This is a genomic window from Ensifer adhaerens (genome assembly GCF_013283195.1).
Taxonomy (GTDB): Bacteria; Pseudomonadota; Alphaproteobacteria; order Rhizobiales; family Rhizobiaceae; genus Ensifer; species Ensifer adhaerens_G.
This window is the reverse complement of record NZ_JABEKT010000001.1, coordinates 122,979-141,512: the sequence shown is the minus strand read 5'-3', so window position 1 is coordinate 141,512 and position 18,534 is coordinate 122,979. Positions and strand designations below refer to the sequence as shown.

18 protein-coding genes are annotated in these 18,534 nt (G+C 62.9%); 17 read left to right on the top strand and 1 reads right to left on the bottom strand.

Annotation, left to right across the window (positions count from 1 at the left end):
- Positions 1-10 precede the first annotated feature (10 nt).
- From sdhD to LPJGGPFB_RS00555, 17 genes are all read left to right on the top strand, one after another.
- Positions 11-391: a succinate dehydrogenase, hydrophobic membrane anchor protein gene (gene sdhD / locus LPJGGPFB_RS00635; RefSeq protein WP_077500773.1), complete on the top strand. Its 381-nt coding sequence runs from the start codon at positions 11-13 to the stop codon at positions 389-391.
- A 7-nt stretch (positions 392-398) separates the two neighbouring features.
- A complete protein-coding gene (sdhA, locus tag LPJGGPFB_RS00630; RefSeq protein WP_173418271.1) occupies positions 399-2,240 on the top strand; it encodes a succinate dehydrogenase flavoprotein subunit in 1,842 nt (613 codons plus the stop codon).
- Positions 2,241-2,257: 17 nt separating this feature from the next.
- Positions 2,258-3,037 (top strand): succinate dehydrogenase iron-sulfur subunit, encoded by a 780-nt coding sequence (locus LPJGGPFB_RS00625; RefSeq protein ID WP_173418270.1) that lies wholly within the window; start codon positions 2,258-2,260, stop codon positions 3,035-3,037.
- A gap of 331 nt (positions 3,038-3,368) precedes the next feature.
- Positions 3,369-3,911, top strand: a complete 543-nt coding sequence (locus LPJGGPFB_RS00620; protein WP_173418269.1) for a protease inhibitor Inh/omp19 family protein — start codon at positions 3,369-3,371, stop codon at positions 3,909-3,911.
- Positions 3,912-3,973: 62 nt separating this feature from the next.
- Complete coding sequence (gene zapE, locus LPJGGPFB_RS00615) at positions 3,974-5,128, top strand: cell division protein ZapE (RefSeq protein WP_173418268.1); 1,155 nt, start codon at positions 3,974-3,976, stop codon at positions 5,126-5,128.
- A 183-nt stretch (positions 5,129-5,311) separates the two neighbouring features.
- Positions 5,312-6,277 carry a malate dehydrogenase gene (mdh, locus tag LPJGGPFB_RS00610; RefSeq protein WP_077500769.1) on the top strand — a complete coding sequence of 322 codons (966 nt, stop codon included), beginning with the start codon at positions 5,312-5,314 and terminating at the stop codon, positions 6,275-6,277.
- 111 nt (positions 6,278-6,388) lie between these two features.
- A complete protein-coding gene (gene sucC / locus LPJGGPFB_RS00605; RefSeq protein ID WP_077500768.1) occupies positions 6,389-7,582 on the top strand; it encodes an ADP-forming succinate--CoA ligase subunit beta in 1,194 nt (397 codons plus the stop codon).
- A gap of 17 nt (positions 7,583-7,599) precedes the next feature.
- A complete protein-coding gene (sucD, locus tag LPJGGPFB_RS00600; RefSeq protein WP_173418267.1) occupies positions 7,600-8,502 on the top strand; it encodes a succinate--CoA ligase subunit alpha in 903 nt (300 codons plus the stop codon).
- Between the two features lie 163 nt (positions 8,503-8,665).
- The gene (locus tag LPJGGPFB_RS00595) at positions 8,666-11,662 is read left to right on the top strand and encodes a 2-oxoglutarate dehydrogenase E1 component (protein ID WP_173418266.1); all 2,997 of its coding nucleotides are present in this window, start codon (positions 8,666-8,668) and stop codon (positions 11,660-11,662) included.
- Positions 11,663-11,723: 61 nt separating this feature from the next.
- Positions 11,724-12,965 (top strand): 2-oxoglutarate dehydrogenase complex dihydrolipoyllysine-residue succinyltransferase, encoded by a 1,242-nt coding sequence (gene odhB, locus LPJGGPFB_RS00590; RefSeq protein WP_173418265.1) that lies wholly within the window; start codon positions 11,724-11,726, stop codon positions 12,963-12,965.
- Positions 12,966-13,046: 81 nt separating this feature from the next.
- A complete protein-coding gene (locus tag LPJGGPFB_RS00585; RefSeq protein WP_173418264.1) occupies positions 13,047-13,436 on the top strand; it encodes an MAPEG family protein in 390 nt (129 codons plus the stop codon).
- Between the two features lie 75 nt (positions 13,437-13,511).
- Positions 13,512-13,937, top strand: coding sequence for a VOC family protein (locus tag LPJGGPFB_RS00580; protein WP_173418263.1), 426 nt, complete (start codon positions 13,512-13,514; stop codon positions 13,935-13,937).
- Positions 13,934-14,575 carry a LysE family translocator gene (locus LPJGGPFB_RS00575; RefSeq protein WP_173418262.1) on the top strand — a complete coding sequence of 214 codons (642 nt, stop codon included), beginning with the start codon at positions 13,934-13,936 and terminating at the stop codon, positions 14,573-14,575. Before LPJGGPFB_RS00580 ends, LPJGGPFB_RS00575 begins: the two co-directional genes overlap by 4 nt.
- Before the next feature lie 2 nt (positions 14,576-14,577).
- Positions 14,578-15,081 (top strand): hypothetical protein, encoded by a 504-nt coding sequence (locus LPJGGPFB_RS00570; protein ID WP_173418261.1) that lies wholly within the window; start codon positions 14,578-14,580, stop codon positions 15,079-15,081.
- Positions 15,078-15,830, top strand: a complete 753-nt coding sequence (locus tag LPJGGPFB_RS00565) for an SDR family oxidoreductase (protein WP_173418260.1) — start codon at positions 15,078-15,080, stop codon at positions 15,828-15,830. The genes LPJGGPFB_RS00570 and LPJGGPFB_RS00565 overlap by 4 nt, the downstream gene beginning before the upstream one ends.
- Before the next feature lie 25 nt (positions 15,831-15,855).
- Positions 15,856-17,262, top strand: a complete 1,407-nt coding sequence (lpdA, locus tag LPJGGPFB_RS00560; RefSeq protein ID WP_173418259.1) for a dihydrolipoyl dehydrogenase — start codon at positions 15,856-15,858, stop codon at positions 17,260-17,262.
- A 163-nt stretch (positions 17,263-17,425) separates the two neighbouring features.
- Positions 17,426-17,905, top strand: a complete 480-nt coding sequence (locus LPJGGPFB_RS00555; RefSeq protein ID WP_173418258.1) for a DUF2867 domain-containing protein — start codon at positions 17,426-17,428, stop codon at positions 17,903-17,905.
- A gap of 5 nt (positions 17,906-17,910) precedes the next feature.
- Here the strand turns inward: LPJGGPFB_RS00555 and LPJGGPFB_RS00550 are convergent, their stop codons facing one another.
- Positions 17,911-18,507 carry a TetR/AcrR family transcriptional regulator gene (locus LPJGGPFB_RS00550; RefSeq protein ID WP_173418257.1) on the bottom strand — a complete coding sequence of 199 codons (597 nt, stop codon included), beginning with the start codon at positions 18,505-18,507 and terminating at the stop codon, positions 17,911-17,913.
- Positions 18,508-18,534: the final 27 nt, after the last annotated feature.

Below are 18,534 nucleotides of genomic sequence, written 5' to 3'. Positions count from 1 at the left end.
GGACACGACCATGAACATGCGCACACCTCTCAGCAAGGTCCGCGGCTACGGCTCCGCCAAGGAAGGCACCGATCACTTCTGGCGCCAGCGCGTCACGGCGGTCGCCAACGTGCCGCTGCTGATCTTCTTCGTCATCTTCCTCGTTCGCTACGCCGGCGCCCCCTACGCGGAGGTCGTCTCGGCTCTGTCGAACCCCTTCGTTGCCGTCATCATGGGGCTGGTCCTGCTTTCGGGCCTGATCCATATGAAGCTCGGCATGCAGGTGATCATCGAGGACTACGTGCACGGCGAAGGCGCGAAGATCGCCCTTCTCATGCTCAACACATTTTTCGCGATCGTGGTTGGCGGGCTCTGTCTTTTCGCCATCCTGAAGATCGCTTTTGCAGGGTAATTTCGTCATGGCATCGAACAGTTCACCCGCTGCAAACGGCAAGGCCTACCAGTATGTCGATCACGCCTTCGACGTGGTCGTCGTCGGCGCCGGCGGCGCAGGCTTGCGCGCCACGCTCGGCATGGCGGAGCAGGGCCTGAAGACGGCCTGCATCACCAAGGTCTTCCCGACGCGCTCGCACACGGTTGCGGCCCAGGGCGGCATCGCCGCTTCGCTGCAGAACATGACACCGGACAGCTGGCAGTGGCACCTCTACGACACCGTCAAGGGCTCCGACTGGCTCGGCGACGTCGACGCCATGCAGTATCTCGCCATGGAAGCGCCGAAGGCGGTCTATGAGCTCGAGCATTACGGCGTGCCGTTCTCGCGCAACGCGGAAGGCAAGATCTACCAGCGGCCGTTCGGCGGCCACATGCAGAACTATGGCGAAGGCCCGCCGGTGCAGCGCACCTGTGCTGCCGCTGACCGCACCGGTCACGCCATCCTGCATACGCTCTACGGCCAGGCGCTGCGCAACAACGCCGAATTCTTCATCGAGTATTTCGCGCTCGACCTGATCATGTCGGATGACGGTCGCTGCACCGGCGTCGTCGCCTGGAACCTCGACGACGGCACCATTCACCGCTTCTCCGCCAAGATGGTGGTGCTGGCGACCGGCGGCTACGGCCGCGCCTACTTCTCGGCAACCTCGGCTCATACCTGCACCGGCGACGGCGGCGGCATGATCGCGCGCGCCGGCCTGCCGCTGCAGGACATGGAATTCGTCCAGTTCCACCCGACCGGCATCTACGGCGCAGGCTGCCTGATCACCGAAGGCGCGCGCGGCGAAGGCGGCTATCTCGTCAACTCCGAAGGCGAGCGCTTCATGGAGCGCTATGCGCCGTCGGCCAAGGACCTTGCGTCGCGCGACGTCGTTTCGCGCTGCATGACGATGGAAATCCGTGAAGGCCGCGGTGTTGGCAAGAACAAGGACCACATCTTCCTGCATCTCGACCATCTCGATCCGGCCGTGCTGCATGAGCGCCTGCCGGGCATCTCGGAATCGGCAAAAATCTTCGCCGGCGTCGATGTTACCCGCGAGCCGATCCCGGTTCTGCCGACCGTGCACTACAACATGGGCGGCGTGCCGACCAACTACTGGGGCGAAGTCTTGAACGCCGACAGCCAGAACCCCGAGCGCATCGCGCCCGGCCTGATGGCGGTGGGCGAAGCCGGCTGCGCCTCGGTGCACGGCGCCAACCGCCTCGGCTCCAACTCGCTGATCGACCTCGTGGTCTTCGGCCGCGCCGCCGCCATTCGCGCCGGTCAGGTTATCGATCGCAACGAAGCGGTGCCGGCGCTCAACGTTGCTGCCTGCGACAAGATCATGGCCCGTTTCGACGCCCAGCGTCATGCCAACGGCTCGACGCCGACGGCGGTGCTGCGCGAAAAGATGCAGCGCGCCATGCAGGAAGACGCCGCCGTGTTCCGCACCCAGGAATCGCTGGAATCGGGCTGCAAGCGCATCTCCGCGATCTGGAAGGAACTGCCCGACGTCAAGGTCACGGATCGTTCGATGATCTGGAACTCCGACCTCGTCGAGACGCTGGAGCTGCAGAACCTGATGGCCAACGCCATCACCACGATCTACGGCGCCGAAGCGCGCAAGGAGAGCCGTGGCTCGCACGCCCGCGAAGACTATACCGGCGGCGCGCTCGGCGGCCGTGATGACGTCAACTGGCGCAAGCACACGCTGGCCTGGGTCAACGAGGCCGGCGACGTCAAGCTCGACTACCGCCCCGTTCATACCGACCTGATCGCCGAAGGCATCGATCCGAAAAAGATCGAGCCCAAGGCACGCGTCTACTGATCTTGAGGAACTAGCACATGGTTGAACTCGCTCTCCCCAAGAACTCGCAGATGACCGAAGGCAAGGTCTGGCCGAAGCCGGCAGGCGCGACCAATGTCCGCGAATACCGCATCTATCGCTGGAACCCTGATGACGGCGCCAATCCGCGCATCGATACCTTCTATATCGATATCGACGATTGCGGCCCGATGGTGCTCGACGGTCTGCTCTATATCAAGAACAAGATCGACCCGACGCTGACGTTGCGCCGCTCCTGCCGCGAAGGCATCTGCGGCTCCTGCGCGATGAACATCGACGGCACCAACACGCTTGCCTGCACCAAGGGCATGGATGAGGTCACCGGCGCGGTGAAGGTCTATCCGCTGCCGCACATGCCCGTCGTCAAGGACCTGGTGCCGGATCTCACTCACTTCTACGCCCAGCACCGCTCGATCGAGCCGTGGCTGAAGACGGTGACGCCGACGCCCGCCAAGGAATGGAAGCAGAGCCACGAGGATCGCCTCAAGCTCGACGGTCTCTATGAGTGCATCCTGTGCGCCTGCTGCTCGACCTCCTGTCCGAGCTACTGGTGGAACGGTGACCGTTACCTCGGTCCGGCTGTTTTGCTGCAGGCCTATCGCTGGCTGATCGACTCCAGAGACGAAGCGACCGGCGAACGCCTCGACAATCTCGAGGATCCCTTCCGGCTTTATCGCTGCCACACGATCATGAACTGCGCCCAGGCCTGTCCGAAGGGTCTCAACCCGGCGAAAGCGATCGGCGAGATCAAGAAGATGCTGGTCGAGCGTCGGGTCTGATCCGAAGTCTGGCAGAAGCGATCGCATATTGCGGCGGGCCCTGTGCCCGCCGTTTGCGTTTCCCGTCCGTCGCGTGAAGCGAGATGGTCGGGAACGACCTTGTTTGTCTTCGGCAATCGTTGATTGTGCCGGTGCAAGACAGTCATTTCGCTCACCCGAAGCAACAGCCGGGCGGGCAAGAATTTGCGATTGTCCCGTTCCCGCAGACGTTTCAATCCTGCAACAGGTATCATTGAATCGTCGTCCCTTGATTTGACAGGTGGATTTGCTGTATTTCGGCCTATATTATCGCGTTGCATCATGGTTCGCGGAACACATCGGGAGTAAAGATATGCGGGTTATTCATGCGGCGGCGGGGCTGGCGGTTGTGCTTGCGCTGACCGGATGCCAGCGGACATCCATGGGTGGCTTCAGCTCCCAGGATTCTTCACCTGCTCCCCTCCAGGCCCAGCCCGTGCCTTCGGTCTCGTCGAACCAGCTTCCCGATCCGACCGGCAACACGTCACAATTCCCGGCTGCACCGACCGCTGGAACGGCGGTTGCCGGTGGCGCACAGACGGCCGGCACGCAGGTTGCTGCCGCCGGCGGCGGGCTCGACGTGACCAAGGAATCGATGGTCGGCAACTGGCGCGTTTCGAGCGCCGGCAGCTCCTGCGACATGTTCCTGACGCTCACCAACCTCGGCAGCGGTTCGCGCGGCGGCACGCGTGGCTGCGCCGGCGAGCTGACGGCCATGGGTTCCTGGGAAGTGGCCGGCAAGCAGGTCGTCCTCAAGGATCGCACCGGCAACGCGATCGCCCGTCTCTACAAGACGGCCGACGCGCGCTTCGATGGCTCGACCAACGGCGGCCAGCCGGTCAGCCTCAGCCGTTAATGACCTGGTTCAGCCCGGCCAACCGCCGGGCTTCCCGTTTTCCGGTCCAGCTCGGGTGAGACGTGCTCAATCCTGACGACAGCATCCACCGCAAGCTCGAAACACTCGTTCAGGGCGGCGAGCGAAAACGCGATCCCGCTCAGTTCGCGATAGCGCGACGATTCGATCATCTTTCGGCCGAGCTTCTGGCAAGCAGGCCGTCGCGCAAGACCAACGCGCTCGGTTGGCTCTTTGCCTCGCGCAAGAAGGATCATCCGCCGGTCAAGGGCCTCTACATCCATGGCGGCGTCGGCCGCGGCAAGACCATGCTGATGGATATGTTCTTCGAGGCGGTGCCGATCCAGCGCAAGCGCCGGGCGCATTTCCACGAGTTCATGGCCGATGTTCACGACCGCATCTACAAGCATCGGCAGAAGTTGAAGAACGGCGAGACGAAGCAGGCTGATCCGATCCCGCCTGTCGCTTCGGAACTCCTAGGCGAGGCGCGGCTTCTCTGCTTCGACGAGTTCACGGTGACCGATATCGCCGATGCGATGATCCTCGCCCGGCTGTTCAGCGAGCTCTTCGCCAAGGGCTGCGTACTCGTGGCGACCTCCAACGTGGCGCCTGACAATCTTTATCGCGACGGTCTCAACCGCGGGCTCTTCCTGCCGTTCATCGATCTCCTGAAGGCGAACACCGAGATCATCTCTCTCGACACCGATACGGACTACCGCCTGATGAAGACGGACGGGAGCCCGGTCTGGATTTCTCCCCTCGGACCCGACGCCGACGCGGCGATGGCGCAGGCCTGGAGCCGGCAGACGGCAGGCGCTGCCGCTGCGCCCACCGAGGTGCCGCGCAAGGGGCGCAAGATCCCGGTGCCGGCGGCGGCCGGAAAGGCCGCTCGTTTCACGTTCGCCGACCTTTGCCAGCAGCCGCTGGGGGCCGCCGACTATCTGGCGATCCTCGAGCGCTATTCGACCCTGTTCGTCGACCACGTGCCGCATCTCGGGCCGCATATGCGCAATGAAACCAAGCGCTTCATCCTGCTGGTCGATACGCTCTACGACAATGGCGCCCGTCTCTTTGCCTCGGCCGCTGCCGAACCGCAGCACCTTTTGACGCTGAAGAAAGGCACCGAAGGCTTCGAGTTCGACCGCACCGTATCGCGGCTGATCGAGATGCAGAGCGCGGAATATGCGGCAGAACATCCTGAAAATATTGCGGTTTCGTGACGCGCGCATGACGGAAATTCTTACGTTTACGTAAGAATTTTGTCATCTAACCGATTGAAATTGTTCCATCCAAAAGTATCGATTGATATTTTAACGATTGCCGTTTAATGGCTTCCGGCGAAGGTTTGGCGTTTGCGGCGTTTCAGGCCTCGATCAGTTTGGGATCACAAAGGAAGCACTTTCATGGCGCGCAACAAGATCGCACTTATCGGTTCAGGGATGATTGGTGGCACGCTGGCGCATCTCGCCGGCCTGAAGGAACTGGGCGACATCGTCCTCTTCGACATCGCCGACGGCATCCCCCAGGGCAAGGGTCTCGACATCGCTCAGTCCTCGCCGGTCGAAGGCTTCGACGTGAATCTGACGGGTGCTAGCGACTATTCCGCCATCGAAGGCGCTGACGTGTGCATCGTTACCGCCGGCGTTGCCCGCAAGCCGGGCATGAGCCGCGACGATCTGATCGGCATCAACCTCAAGGTCATGGAACAGGTTGGCGCGGGCATCAAGAAATATGCCCCGAACGCCTTCGTCATCTGCATCACCAACCCACTCGACGCCATGGTCTGGGCGCTGCAGAAGTTCTCCGGCCTGCCGAAGAACAAGGTCGTCGGCATGGCCGGCGTTCTCGACAGCGCGCGCTTCCGTCTGTTCCTCGCCCAGGAATTCAACGTCTCGGTCCAGGACGTCACCGCGTTCGTTCTCGGCGGTCACGGCGACACCATGGTGCCGCTCGCCCGCTACTCGACCGTTGCCGGCATTCCGCTGACCGACCTCGTGCAGATGGGCTGGGTCACCAAGGAACGCCTCGAAGAAATCATCCAGCGCACCCGTGACGGCGGCGCCGAAATCGTCGGCCTGCTCAAGACCGGCTCTGCCTACTACGCGCCGGCCGCTTCGGCGATCGAAATGGCTGAAGCCTACCTCAAGGACAAGAAGCGCGTTCTGCCTTGCGCCGCTCACCTGACCGGCCAGTACGGCGTCAAGGACATGTATGTCGGCGTTCCCACCGTCATCGGTGCCGGCGGCGTCGAGCGCATCATCGAGATCGATCTCAACAAGGCCGAGAAGGAAGCTTTCGACAAGTCCGTCGCTTCCGTTGCCGGTCTTTGCGAAGCCTGCATCGGCATTGCGCCGAGCCTGAAGCAGTAATCGCCTCCCGTCGAGCGGGTGCTTGCATCCACTCGACCTCTTTGTTTTTGCCGCATTGGTGCGGGCAGGTGCCCCACCTGCCCGCACAATGCTCCAGACAGGAAAAACACCATGAACATTCATGAATATCAGGCCAAGGCTCTCTTGAAGAGCTATGGCGCGCCGGTCGCGGAAGGTGTCGCGATCTTCTCCGCAGACGAGGCAGAAGCTGCTGCCAAGGCGCTCCCGGGCCCGCTCTACGTCGTCAAGAGCCAGATCCATGCCGGCGGTCGCGGCAAGGGCAAGTTCAAGGAACTTTCCGCCGATGCCAAGGGCGGCGTTCGTCTTGCCTTCTCGATCGATGAAGCCAAGGCTCATGCCAAGGACATGCTCGGCAATACGCTGGTCACGGCGCAGACCGGCCCTGCCGGCAAGCAGGTGAACCGCCTCTACATCGAGGATGGCGCCGACATCGAACGCGAACTCTATCTGTCGCTGCTCGTCGACCGCTCGGTCGGCCAGGTTGCCTTCGTCGTTTCGACGGAAGGTGGCATGGACATCGAAGCAGTTGCGCACGACACGCCGGAAAAGATCGTCAACGTCGCGATCAACCCGGAAGCCGGCGTCACCGCCGCTGACCTCGCCAAGCTCACCTCGGCCCTGAAGCTCGAAGGCGAAGCCAAGGCTGACGCCGAAAAGCTCTTCCCGATCCTCTACAAGGCCTTTGTCGAAAAGGACATGAGCCTGCTCGAGATCAACCCGCTGATCGTCATGAAGAACGGCCGCGTGCGCGTTCTCGATGCCAAGGTCTCGTTCGACGGCAACGCGCTCTTCCGCCACGACGACATCAAGGCGCTGCGCGACGAAACCGAAGAAGACGCCAAGGAAATCGAGGCCTCCAAGTGGGATCTCGCCTATGTGGCGCTCGACGGCAACATCGGCTGCATGGTCAACGGCGCGGGCCTTGCCATGGCGACGATGGACATCATCAAGCTCTACGGCAAGGAGCCGGCGAACTTCTGCGACGTCGGCGGCGGCGCCGGCAAGGAGAAGGTTGCGGCAGCCTTCAAGATCATCACGGCCGACCCGAAGGTCGAGGGTATCCTCGTCAACATCTTCGGCGGCATCATGAAGTGCGACGTCATCGCTGAAGGTGTCGTTGCCGCCGTGCAGGAAGTCGGCCTCAAGGTTCCGCTGGTCGTGCGTCTCGAAGGCACGAATGTCGAACTTGGCAAGAAGATCCTGAACGAATCCGGCCTGGCGATCACCGCCGCCGACGATCTGGACGACGCTGCCAAGAAGATCGTTGCCGCGATCAACGGCTAACTGAAGGACCAGACCACATGTCGATTCTCGTCAACAAGAACACCAAGGTCCTCGTTCAGGGCCTGACCGGCAAGACCGGCACCTTCCATACCGAACAGGCGCTTGCCTACTATGGTACGCAGATGGTCGGCGGCATTCACCCGAAGAAGGGCGGCGAAACCTGGACCGGCTCCAAGGGCGAAACCCTGCCGATCTTCGCGTCGGTTGCCGAAGGCCGTGACAAGACCGGTGCGGACGCATCCGTGATCTACGTTCCGCCGGCAGGTGCCGCGGACGCGATCATCGAGGCGATCGATGCGGAAATCCCGTTCATCACCTGCATCACCGAAGGCATCCCGGTTGCCGACATGGTGCGCGTCAAGGCTCGTCTCGACCGCTCCAAGTCGCGCCTGCTCGGCCCGAACTGCCCCGGCATCCTGACGCCGGAAGAATGCAAGATCGGCATCATGCCGGGCTCGATCTTCCGCAAGGGTTCGGTCGGCATCGTCTCGCGCTCCGGCACGCTGACCTATGAAGCCGTGTTCCAGACCTCCAACGAAGGCCTCGGCCAGACGACGGCTGTCGGCATCGGCGGCGACCCGGTCAAGGGCACCGAGTTCATCGACGTGCTGGAGATGTTCCTCGCCGACGAAGCCACGACCTCGATCATCATGATCGGCGAAATCGGTGGCTCGGCTGAAGAAGATGCGGCGCAGTTCCTCATCGACGAAGCCAAGAAGGGTCGCAAGAAGCCGATGGCCGGCTTCATCGCGGGCCGTACCGCACCGAAGGGCCGTACCATGGGTCACGCCGGTGCTGTCGTTTCCGGCGGCAAGGGCGATGCGGAATCCAAGATCGCCGCGATGGAGCAGGCGGGCATCCGCGTGTCGCCGTCGCCGGCACGCCTCGGCAAGACGCTGGTCGAAGTCCTCAAGGGCTGACCTTACATAAGCGCCGTCGGGGCTGGTCATTTGAGCCGGCCCCGACGACCGCAGTTATGACGCATGCAGGGTGCACAAGAGGCGCCCGATAATGATGAACGACCGGGAAAACCCGGCATCCCAACTTAAGTCAGGAGGCGGACCAAAACGTCCGCGAGAACCCATGGCAAGGCAAGAGGCCAACGAGCAATTCCAGCTCACATCGTTTCTGGACGGCGCGAACGCCGCCTATATCGAGCAGCTCTATGCACGCTACGAAACGGATCCATCGTCCGTCTCGGCTGAGTGGCAGGCCTTTTTCAAGGCGCTGGCCGACAAGCCGGAAGATGTGGTGAAGGCTGCCAAGGGCGCCTCCTGGAAGAAGCCCAACTGGCCGATCGTCGCCAACGGCGAACTCGTCTCCGCACTCGACGGCGACTGGGGTACGGTCGAAAAGGTCATCGAGAAGAAGGTCAAGGCGAAGGCAGAAGAAGCCGCAGCCGCCACCGGCACCGCGGCGAGTGCTGCTGATATCCATCAGGCGACGCGCGATTCGGTTCGCGCCATCATGATGATCCGCGCCTATCGCGCCCGTGGCCACTTGCATGCCAAGCTCGATCCGCTCGGCCTTGCTGCGCCGGTCGATGACTACAACGAGCTTTCGCCCTCGAACTACGGGTTCGAGGACAAGGATCTCGACCGCAAGATCTTCATCGACAACGTGCTCGGCCTCGAATACGCGACCATTCGCGAAATGGTCGAAATCCTCGAGCGCACCTACTGCTCGACGATCGGCGTCGAATTCATGCACATGTCCAACCCGGAAGAGAAGGGCTGGATCCAGGAGCGCATCGAAGGCCCGGACAAGGGCGTCGACTTCACGCCCGAGGGCAAGAAGGCGATCCTGCAGAAGCTGATCGAGTCGGAAGGCTTCGAACAGTTCATCGACGTCAAGTACAAGGGCACCAAGCGCTTCGGTCTCGACGGCGGCGAATCGCTGATCCCGGCGCTCGAGCAGATCATCAAGCGCGGCGGCCAGGAAGGCCTGAAGGAAATCGTTCTCGGCATGGCCCACCGCGGCCGTCTGAACGTGCTTTCCCAGGTCATGGCAAAGCCGCACCGCGCCATCTTCCACGAATTCAAGGGCGGCTCCTACGCGCCTGACGACGTCGAAGGTTCGGGCGACGTGAAGTACCACCTCGGCGCTTCCTCCGATCGCGAATTCGACGGCAACAAGGTTCACCTGTCGCTGACGGCCAACCCGTCGCACCTGGAAATCGTCAACCCTGTCGTCATGGGCAAGGCCCGCGCCAAGCAGGACCAGATGGCGACCGTGTTCGAAGGCGACATCATCCCGCTGCGCGAACGCGCCAAGGTCATGCCGCTCCTGCTGCACGGCGATGCGGCCTTTGCAGGCCAGGGCGTGATTGCCGAAATCCTCGGCCTGTCGGGCCTGCGCGGTCACCGCGTTGCCGGCACGGTCCACTTCATCATCAACAACCAGATCGGGTTCACCACCAATCCGGCCTTCTCGCGCTCTTCGCCCTATCCGTCGGATGTGGCCAAGATGATCGAGGCGCCGATCTTCCACGTCAACGGCGACGATCCGGAAGCGGTGGTCTACGCGGCCAAGATCGCTACCGAATTCCGGATGAAGTTCCACAAGCCTGTCGTCATCGACATGTTCTGCTACCGCCGCTTCGGCCACAACGAAGGCGACGAGCCTGCGTTCACGCAGCCGAAGATGTACAAGGTCATCCGCGCCCACAAGACCGTCGTCCAGCTCTACTCCGACCGTCTGGTCGCCGAGGGCCTGATGAGCGAAGGCGAAGTCGAAAAGATGAAGGCCGACTGGCGCGCCCATCTCGAGCAGGAGTTCGAGGCTGGCCAGTCCTACAAGCCCAACAAGGCCGACTGGCTGGATGGCGTCTGGTCGGGCCTGCGCTCGGCCGACAACCAGGACGAACAGCGTCGCGGCAAGACCTCCGTGCCGATGAAGCAGCTCAAGGAAATCGGTCGCAAGATCGCCGAGATCCCGGCGGGCTTCAACGCCCACCGCACCATCCAGCGCTTCATGGAAAACCGCGCCAACATGATCACGACCGGCGAGGGGATCGACTGGGCGATGGCCGAGGCGCTGGCGTTCGGCACGCTCGTCACCGAAGGCACAAAGATCCGCCTGTCCGGTCAGGATTGCGAACGCGGCACCTTCTCGCAGCGCCACTCGGTTCTCTACGATCAGCAGACCGAAGACCGCTACATTCCGCTCGCCAACCTCGCGCCCACCCAGGCCCGCTACGAAGTCATCAACTCGATGCTTTCCGAGGAGGCCGTGCTCGGCTTCGAATACGGTTATTCGCTGGCGCGCCCGAACGCGCTGACGCTCTGGGAAGCCCAGTTCGGCGACTTCGCAAACGGCGCGCAGGTCGTGTTCGACCAGTTCGTCTCTTCGGGCGAACGCAAGTGGCTGCGCATGTCCGGTCTCGTCTGCCTGCTGCCGCATGGCTATGAAGGTCAGGGTCCGGAGCATTCGTCCGCCCGCCTCGAACGCTTCCTGCAGCTCTGCGCGGAAGACAACATGCAGGTCGCCAACGTCACCACGCCGGCGAACTACTTCCACATCCTGCGCCGCCAGGTGAAGCGCGACTTCCGCAAGCCGCTGATCCTGATGACGCCGAAGTCGCTGTTGCGCCACAAGCGTGCGGTTTCGAGCCTTTCGGAAATGGCCGGCGAAAGCTCGTTCCACCGCCTGCTGTGGGATGACGCCGAAGTCATCAAGGACGGCCCGATCAAGCTGCAGAAGGATTCCAAGATCCGTCGCGTCGTGCTCTGCTCCGGCAAGGTCTACTACGATCTGCTCGAAGAGCGCGAGAAGCGTGGCATCGACGACGTCTACCTGCTGCGCGTCGAGCAGCTCTATCCGTTCCCGGCCAAGGCGCTGATCAACGAGCTCAGCCGCTTCCGCAACGCGGAAATGGTCTGGTGCCAGGAAGAGCCGAAGAACATGGGCGCCTGGTCGTTCATCGACCCGTACCTGGAATGGGTGCTCGCCCATATCGACGCCAAGTATCAGCGCGTGCGCTACACCGGCCGTCCGGCTGCCGCATCGCCGGCAACCGGCCTGATGTCGAAGCACATGGCGCAGCTGGCCGCCTTCCTCGAGGACGCGCTGGGGGGCTGATGCCCCCCCTGGCGACGAGCCAATCGATAGAAACAGATATCTGATCAACGGAACAAAAATCATGGCAACAGAAATCCGCGTTCCCACCCTTGGCGAATCCGTCAGTGAAGCGACCGTCGGCACCTGGTTCAAGAAGGTCGGCGATGCCATCAAGGCAGACGAGCCGCTGCTCGAACTGGAAACCGACAAGGTGACGATCGAAGTTCCGGCACCTTCGGCCGGCGTTCTCACCGAAATCGTTGCCCAGGCCGGCGAGACCGTCGGTCTTGGCGCGCTGCTCGGCCAGATCGCCGCCGGCGCTGGCGCTGCTGCCGCCGCTCCGGCTGCCGCTGCCGAAAAGAAAGCCGAGCCGGCTGCTGCCGCTCCGGCTGCGCAGCCCGCAGTCGCTGCAGCGTCTGCCGCCTCCTCGATGCCGCCGGCACCGTCCGCCGGCAAGCTGCTTGCCGAAAACAACCTCTCGGCCGACCAGGTCGATGGTTCGGGCAAGCGCGGCCAGGTCTTGAAGGGTGACGTGCTTGCCGCCGTCGCCAAGGGCATTTCGGCACCGGCTGCTTCCGAGCCGGTCAAGGTCCAGGCCCGTGCGCCGTCGACCACCGAGGACGTGGTTCGCGAAGAGCGCGTCAAGATGACCCGCCTGCGCCAGACGATCGCCCGTCGCCTCAAGGACGCGCAGAACACCGCCGCCATGCTCACCACCTACAACGAAGTGGACATGAGCGCGGTCATGAGCCTGCGCAACCGCTACAAGGACATCTTCGAGAAGAAGCATGGCGTGAAGCTCGGCTTCATGGGCTTCTTCACCAAGGCCGTCACCCATGCGCTGAAGGAAATCCCGGCTGTCAACGCCGAGATCGACGGCACCGACGTCATCTACAAGAACTTCTGCCACATCGGCGTCGCCGTCGGCACGGACAAGGGTCTTGTGGTTCCGGTCGTTCGCGATGCCGACCAGATGTCAATCGCCGAGATCGAGAAGGACATCGGCCGTCTGGGCAAGCTTGCCCGTGATGGTCAGCTGTCGATGGCCGACATGCAGGGCGGCACCTTCACCATCTCCAACGGTGGCGTCTACGGTTCGCTGATGTCCTCGCCAATCCTGAACGCACCGCAGTCGGGCATCCTCGGCATGCACAAGATCCAGGACCGTCCCGTTGTCGTCGGCGGTCAGATCGTCATCCGTCCGATGATGTATCTGGCGCTGTCCTACGACCACCGCATGGTCGACGGCAAGGAAGCGGTTACCTTCCTCGTCCGCGTCAAGGACAGCCTCGAGGATCCGGAACGTCTGGTTCTCGACCTCTAAGGGCTCGATCTCTAAGACAATGGCGGGGGCGCAATCGCAGCCCCCGCTTCTTTCTCGGGCTCGTTCATTCCGGATCGCACGATGTCGCTGGAACTGACCTATCTGCTCTGGAGCGCTGTGCTCGCCATCGTCTATGTGATGGCGCAGGCGGGCGCCTATCGGCTGCAGAACGGCATCATCGAGGCCGATACCAACCGAGATGTGACGTCCGAGCCGAACGTCTTTACGGGGCGGGCCACAAGGGCACTGCGCAACTTCCATGAGACCTATCCGGTCTTCATCGCGCTTGCCGTGGTGATCGAGCTTTCGGGCCGGAGCGATGCGCTGACCCAGTGGGGCGCGATGCTCTGGTTCTGGGCAAGGGTTGCCTATCTGCCGATCTATATCGGCGGTCTCGGCCTCACTCGCTCGGCCGTGTGGACGGTGTCCGCCGCCGGGCTGGTACTGATGCTGGCAGGCATTCTTGCCTAACTAGTTTTTATGCATTTCCTGACGGAAAACCGTTTCGCACTTTTCCTGGAAATGCTCTGGACGGAGACGCACGACATGGCATTCGGGACCGACGTACCGCCCATCCAGGCCCATATCTGCGTCAGGGACGGACTGGCGGCCATCGCCTTCTACGAGAAGGCCTTCGGCGCGGTGAACACCTTTCACCAGATGGCGGAAGACGGCCACCGGGTGATGCACGCCAACCTCGCGCTGTTTCGCGGCGAAGTGATGCTGCATGACGAGTTTCCCGAATTCGGCGGCAGCGTGCTGTCGCCGCTGACCATCGGCGGCACTTGCGTGGCGATCAACATCAACCTGCCCGAAGCCGTCGATGTCGATGCGGCCTATGCGCGGGCGACGGCCGCCGGGGCATCGACAGTGCTGGAGCCGCAGGATACGTTCTGGCAGGCGCGGTATGCGCGCATCAAGGATCCCTTCGGCCACGTCTGGGCCTTCAACGCACCGGTCGCACACTCATGAGCCAATATCTTCTCGAACTCGCATCGCTGATGGCGATCTTCTCCTTCGCCATCGTCTCGCCCGGCGCCGATCTGGCGATGGTCATGCGCCAATCGATCGTCCATGGCCGCCGCCCGGCGATCATCACGTCGTTCGGCATCGGCACCTCGCTGATGTTCCACGTCACCTACACGATCCTCGGGCTCGGGCTGATCATTTCGCAGTCGATCTACCTGTTCAACATCGTCAAATGGTGCGGCGTCGCTTACCTGATCTATATCGGCATCAAGGCGCTCAGGGCCGGACAGACGGAGATTTCCGTTGATGCCGCCCCATCGGGCGAGCCGGCGAAGAGCCAGTCCGCGGTCAAGGCCTTCGGTCTCGGCTTTGCCGCCAACGCGCTCAATCCGAAGCCGGTGTTCTTCTTCCTGTCGATCTTCTCGACTGTCGTTCATGCCCACACGCCGATCGTGATCAAGTTCGGCTATGGCCTTGTCATGGCGACCTGCCTGATCGCGTGGTTCGTCGGCGTCAGCCTGTTCATGACCACGCCGCGCATGCGCGCTGCCTTCACCCGCGCCAGCAAGTGGATCGACCGCGCCAGCGGCCTGGTCTTCATCGCGCTCGGCGTCAAGCTCGCGACGGAGAAGGCTGCCTGATCATGGTCATTGCCCGTTCCCTGATCATTGCTGCATTTGGCGCCGTGGCTGCCACGCCGGTGCTTGGCGCGGAATGCAGCCAGGCGCGCGCCATCTATGGCGATCGCGACGGGGGATACGAGCTGCGCTTCGAGCCGGTGGGATCGGAAAGTGCGGTCACGAGCAATCATTTCAAGATCGCGGTGCTGAAACCGGGCCTGCTGCTCGATGGCGTTGTCATGCCCACAGGCGAACCGGAGCGCGCCACCGGCATCGTCATGCACAATTGCCCTACCGGCGACGTCACCGGCGAGGAGCTTCGTGCCTGCACCGTCTGGCAGGGGCCGGTCTATTCCGTCGACAAGGCCGGCGCGATCACTGAGATCCCGCCCGAGACCGCGCCGGCGGCACACCAGATCCTTTTGCCCGATTTTGGCCCCGCCCTTCGCGCTTCGAGCGCCTGGGGCAAGGGCAAGGCCGAGACGGACAGCTGGGACGCCTTCACCCTCAAGGGGTGCGCCGCATGAGGGAAGCGCCCGTCCTACTCGTCACCGGCGGCAGCCGCGGCATCGGGGCAGCCGTCTGCCTTGGCGCAGCCAAGGCCGGCTGGTCCGTCGTCGTCAACTACGCATCGAACGCTCAAGCCGCCGACGCGGTCGTCGCCGCGATCAGGCAGGGCGGTGGCTCGGCGATCGCGGTCAGGGGCGACGTCGGGTCCGAGGCGGATATCAAGTCGATCTTCGCCGCCGCCGACAAGGCCTTCGGCCGGCTTGATGGGCTGGTCAACAATGCCGGCATCGTCGGCCCGACCCAGCGCGTCGACGAAATGTCGGTCGAGCGGCTCGAGCGGATGTTCCGCATCAACGTCACCGGTTCCATTCTCTGCGCAGGTGAGGCGGTTCGACGGATGTCGACGCGCCATGGCGGCAAGGGTGGCGTCATCGTCAATATCTCGTCGGTCGCGGCCGAACTCGGCTCGCCTGCGCAATATGTCGACTATGCTGCCTCCAAGGGTGCGATCGACACATTCACGATCGGTCTTGCGCGCGAAGTCGCCACCGAAGGCGTGCGCGTCAATGCGGTTCGCCCAGGGATCATCGATACCGAAATCCACGCGTCCGGCGGTCTGCCGGACCGGGCACGCGATCTCGCGTCAACCATCCCCGTCCAGCGACCCGGTACGGCCGAGGAAGTGGCGGATGCGGTTCTTTACCTCCTGTCCGATAAGGCGACTTACGTGACGGGAGCCATTCTCAATGTCAGCGGCGGACGGTAACCGTCCCTGAAGGAAGGATAATCCAATGGCTTATGATCTTATCGTTATCGGCAGCGGCCCGGGCGGCTATGTCTGCGCTATCAAGGCGGCCCAGCTTGGCCTGAAGGTCGGCGTCGTCGAAAAGCGCGCCACCTATGGCGGCACCTGCCTCAACATCGGCTGCATCCCGTCGAAGGCGCTGCTGCACGCTTCGGAAATGTTCCACCAGGCCGGCCATGGTCTGGATGCGCTCGGCGTCGAAGTCGCAGCCCCGAAGCTCAACCTCGGAAAGATGATGGCGCACAAGGACGCGACCGTTAAGGCCAACGTCGAGGGCGTTTCCTTCCTGTTCAAGAAGAACAAGATCGAGGGCATCCAGGGCACCGGCAAGGTGCTTGGCCAGGGTAAGGTCTCGGTGACCAACGACAAGGGCGAGGAACAGATCCTCGAAACCAAGAACATCGTCATCGCCACCGGCTCCGACGTTGCGGGCATTCCGGGCGTGCAGGTCGATATCGACGAAAAGGTGATCATCTCGTCGACCGGCGGCATTGCGCTCGAAAAGGTTCCGGCGAACATGATCGTCGTCGGCGGCGGTGTCATCGGTCTCGAACTCGGCTCGGTCTGGGCCCGTCTCGGTGCCAAGGTCACCGTGGTCGAATATCTCGATGCGATCCTCGGCGGCATGGACGGCGAAGTCTCCAAGCAGTTCCAGCGCATGCTGGCCAAACAGGGCATGGAGTTCAAGCTCGGCGCCAAGGTGACCGGCGTCATCAAGGACGGCAAGGGCGCCAAGGTCACGTTCGAACCGGTCAAGGGTGGTGACGCCGTCACGCTCGACGCCGACGTCGTTTTGATCGCCACCGGCCGCAAGCCCTACACCGAGGGTCTTGGCCTTGCCGAAGCCGGCGTCGTCATGGACCCGCGCGGCCGCGTCGAGATCGACAATCACTTCCAGACGAGCGTGACCGGCATCTATGCCATCGGCGACGTCGTGCGCGGGCCGATGCTGGCGCACAAGGCCGAAGACGAAGGCGTTGCTGTTGCCGAAATCCTCGCGGGCCAGGCCGGCCACGTGAACTACGACGTCATCCCCGGCGTCGTCTACACCCAGCCGGAAGTGGCTTCCGTCGGCAAGACCGAGGAAGAGCTGAAGGCTGCGGGCATTGCCTACAAGGTCGGCAAGTTCCCGTTCACCGCCAACGGCCGCGCGCGGGCGATGCAGGCGACCGACGGTTTCGTCAAGATCCTCGCCGACAAGGAAACCGACCGGGTTCTCGGCGGCCACATCGTCGGCTTCGGCGCCGGCGAGATGATCCACGAGATTGCCGTGCTGATGGAATTCGGCGGCTCGTCGGAAGATCTCGGCCGTACTTGCCACGCACACCCGACCATGTCGGAAGCGGTCAAGGAAGCGGCGCTGTCGACCTTCTTCAAGCCGATCCATATGTGACGATTTGGCAGGGGGCTGCGACAAGCGGCCCCCTGTTCCGCGCCGTCAATCGGCGCGATCCTTGATCCCACGCGCTTGCGACGGACAACCGACGCTCTGAGCATTTCCAATCGGCCGTTTCATACGGCTCCTGGTTCTGCACTCGATGCTGCCACGAGGGATCATGAAACCTAGACCCGCCACCGTTCATCTGCCAAGCCCGCATCTGCCGGATGCCGATTGGGCCGATCGCTTCGAGCTTGCCCTCAACGGAAAAGGGCTGACGGCTGTCGAAGCGGCTGAGCGCTCGCTCGGAAATTCGCCCGGTTGGGTCAGCGCCTTGCTCAAGCTTCGCAACCGGATGGTGTCGCTGGTCGGCCTGAAGACTGAAGCACCCTTTCCGGGCAAGTATGGCCTGATCGGTCCGTTCCCGGTGCTGTCGCGAAACGACGACGAGGTCGTGCTCGGCTTCAACGACGCTCATCTCGATTTTCGCATCGTCGTTGATGTCAGGGCTGGGTCGGCCGTCAACCAGATCGTCGGCATGACGACGCTGATCAGGCGCCACAACACGCTTGGGCGTGTTTACCTGGCGGCGGTAATGCCGTTTCACAAAGTGATCGTGCCGACGATGCTGGCGGGTGCGGCAGGCCGCCAGGATTGAGAGCATCAGCTTTGGCCGGAGGCTCTCAATCCGGACAACAGCAGATCGAGATTGGCGATGGCCCTGGCGAGGCGCGGGGCCGGATCATCCGCCTCGGCAATCCAGAGTGCCGCATCGACAAGGGCGCCGTTGATCATGTGCGCCAGCGTCTCGGCGTCCCCCCCGTGGACCACGCCATCTGCCATCATCACCGCAAGCCTTGCGGTCAGTGAGATGTGGCACGCGTGCCTGCTTGTCTCCAGATAGTCAGACCCGAGGAATGTCGGGGCGTCCTTCAGGACAATCCTCTGAATGTCAGGTTCGAGTGCCGTCTCGAGATAGAGCCGGCATCGCCCGACGAAGCCGGCCCAATGGTCCGGCGTCGCGGATGCGGCGTTGAGCCTTTCATCGATCTCGGCGTCCATGGCGGAAACCACGGCGCGCAGCAGGCCCTTCTTGTCGCCGAAATGATGATAAAGCGCGCCGCGTGTCAGGCCCGCCGTGGCCGTCAGGTCGTCCATCGAGGTGTCGGCGTAGCCTAGCCGGCCGAAGGCTTCGCGCGCGGCGGCGACCAGCTTGCCTCGCGTTTCCTCGATCATTTCGCTGCGCGCCCGCCGTGCCATTGCTCATCCCCCAGTTTGCATACGTCC

Coding starts and splice junctions, on each gene's coding strand:
- mdh (WP_077500769.1), top strand. CDS start 5,312: ATGGCGCGCAACAAGATCGCACTTATCGGTTCAGGGATGATTGGTGGC.
- odhB (WP_173418265.1), top strand. CDS start 11,724: ATGGCAACAGAAATCCGCGTTCCCACCCTTGGCGAATCCGTCAGTGAA.
- LPJGGPFB_RS00625 (WP_173418270.1), top strand. CDS start 2,258: ATGGTTGAACTCGCTCTCCCCAAGAACTCGCAGATGACCGAAGGCAAG.
- sucC (WP_077500768.1), top strand. CDS start 6,389: ATGAACATTCATGAATATCAGGCCAAGGCTCTCTTGAAGAGCTATGGC.
- LPJGGPFB_RS00555 (WP_173418258.1), top strand. CDS start 17,426: ATGAAACCTAGACCCGCCACCGTTCATCTGCCAAGCCCGCATCTGCCG.
- sdhA (WP_173418271.1), top strand. CDS start 399: ATGGCATCGAACAGTTCACCCGCTGCAAACGGCAAGGCCTACCAGTAT.
- LPJGGPFB_RS00550 (WP_173418257.1), bottom strand. CDS start 18,507: ATGGCACGGCGGGCGCGCAGCGAAATGATCGAGGAAACGCGAGGCAAG.
- sucD (WP_173418267.1), top strand. CDS start 7,600: ATGTCGATTCTCGTCAACAAGAACACCAAGGTCCTCGTTCAGGGCCTG.
- LPJGGPFB_RS00580 (WP_173418263.1), top strand. CDS start 13,512: ATGGCATTCGGGACCGACGTACCGCCCATCCAGGCCCATATCTGCGTC.
- LPJGGPFB_RS00575 (WP_173418262.1), top strand. CDS start 13,934: ATGAGCCAATATCTTCTCGAACTCGCATCGCTGATGGCGATCTTCTCC.
- LPJGGPFB_RS00620 (WP_173418269.1), top strand. CDS start 3,369: ATGCGGGTTATTCATGCGGCGGCGGGGCTGGCGGTTGTGCTTGCGCTG.
- lpdA (WP_173418259.1), top strand. CDS start 15,856: ATGGCTTATGATCTTATCGTTATCGGCAGCGGCCCGGGCGGCTATGTC.
- LPJGGPFB_RS00585 (WP_173418264.1), top strand. CDS start 13,047: ATGTCGCTGGAACTGACCTATCTGCTCTGGAGCGCTGTGCTCGCCATC.
- LPJGGPFB_RS00565 (WP_173418260.1), top strand. CDS start 15,078: ATGAGGGAAGCGCCCGTCCTACTCGTCACCGGCGGCAGCCGCGGCATC.
- sdhD (WP_077500773.1), top strand. CDS start 11: ATGAACATGCGCACACCTCTCAGCAAGGTCCGCGGCTACGGCTCCGCC.
- LPJGGPFB_RS00570 (WP_173418261.1), top strand. CDS start 14,578: ATGGTCATTGCCCGTTCCCTGATCATTGCTGCATTTGGCGCCGTGGCT.
- LPJGGPFB_RS00595 (WP_173418266.1), top strand. CDS start 8,666: ATGGCAAGGCAAGAGGCCAACGAGCAATTCCAGCTCACATCGTTTCTG.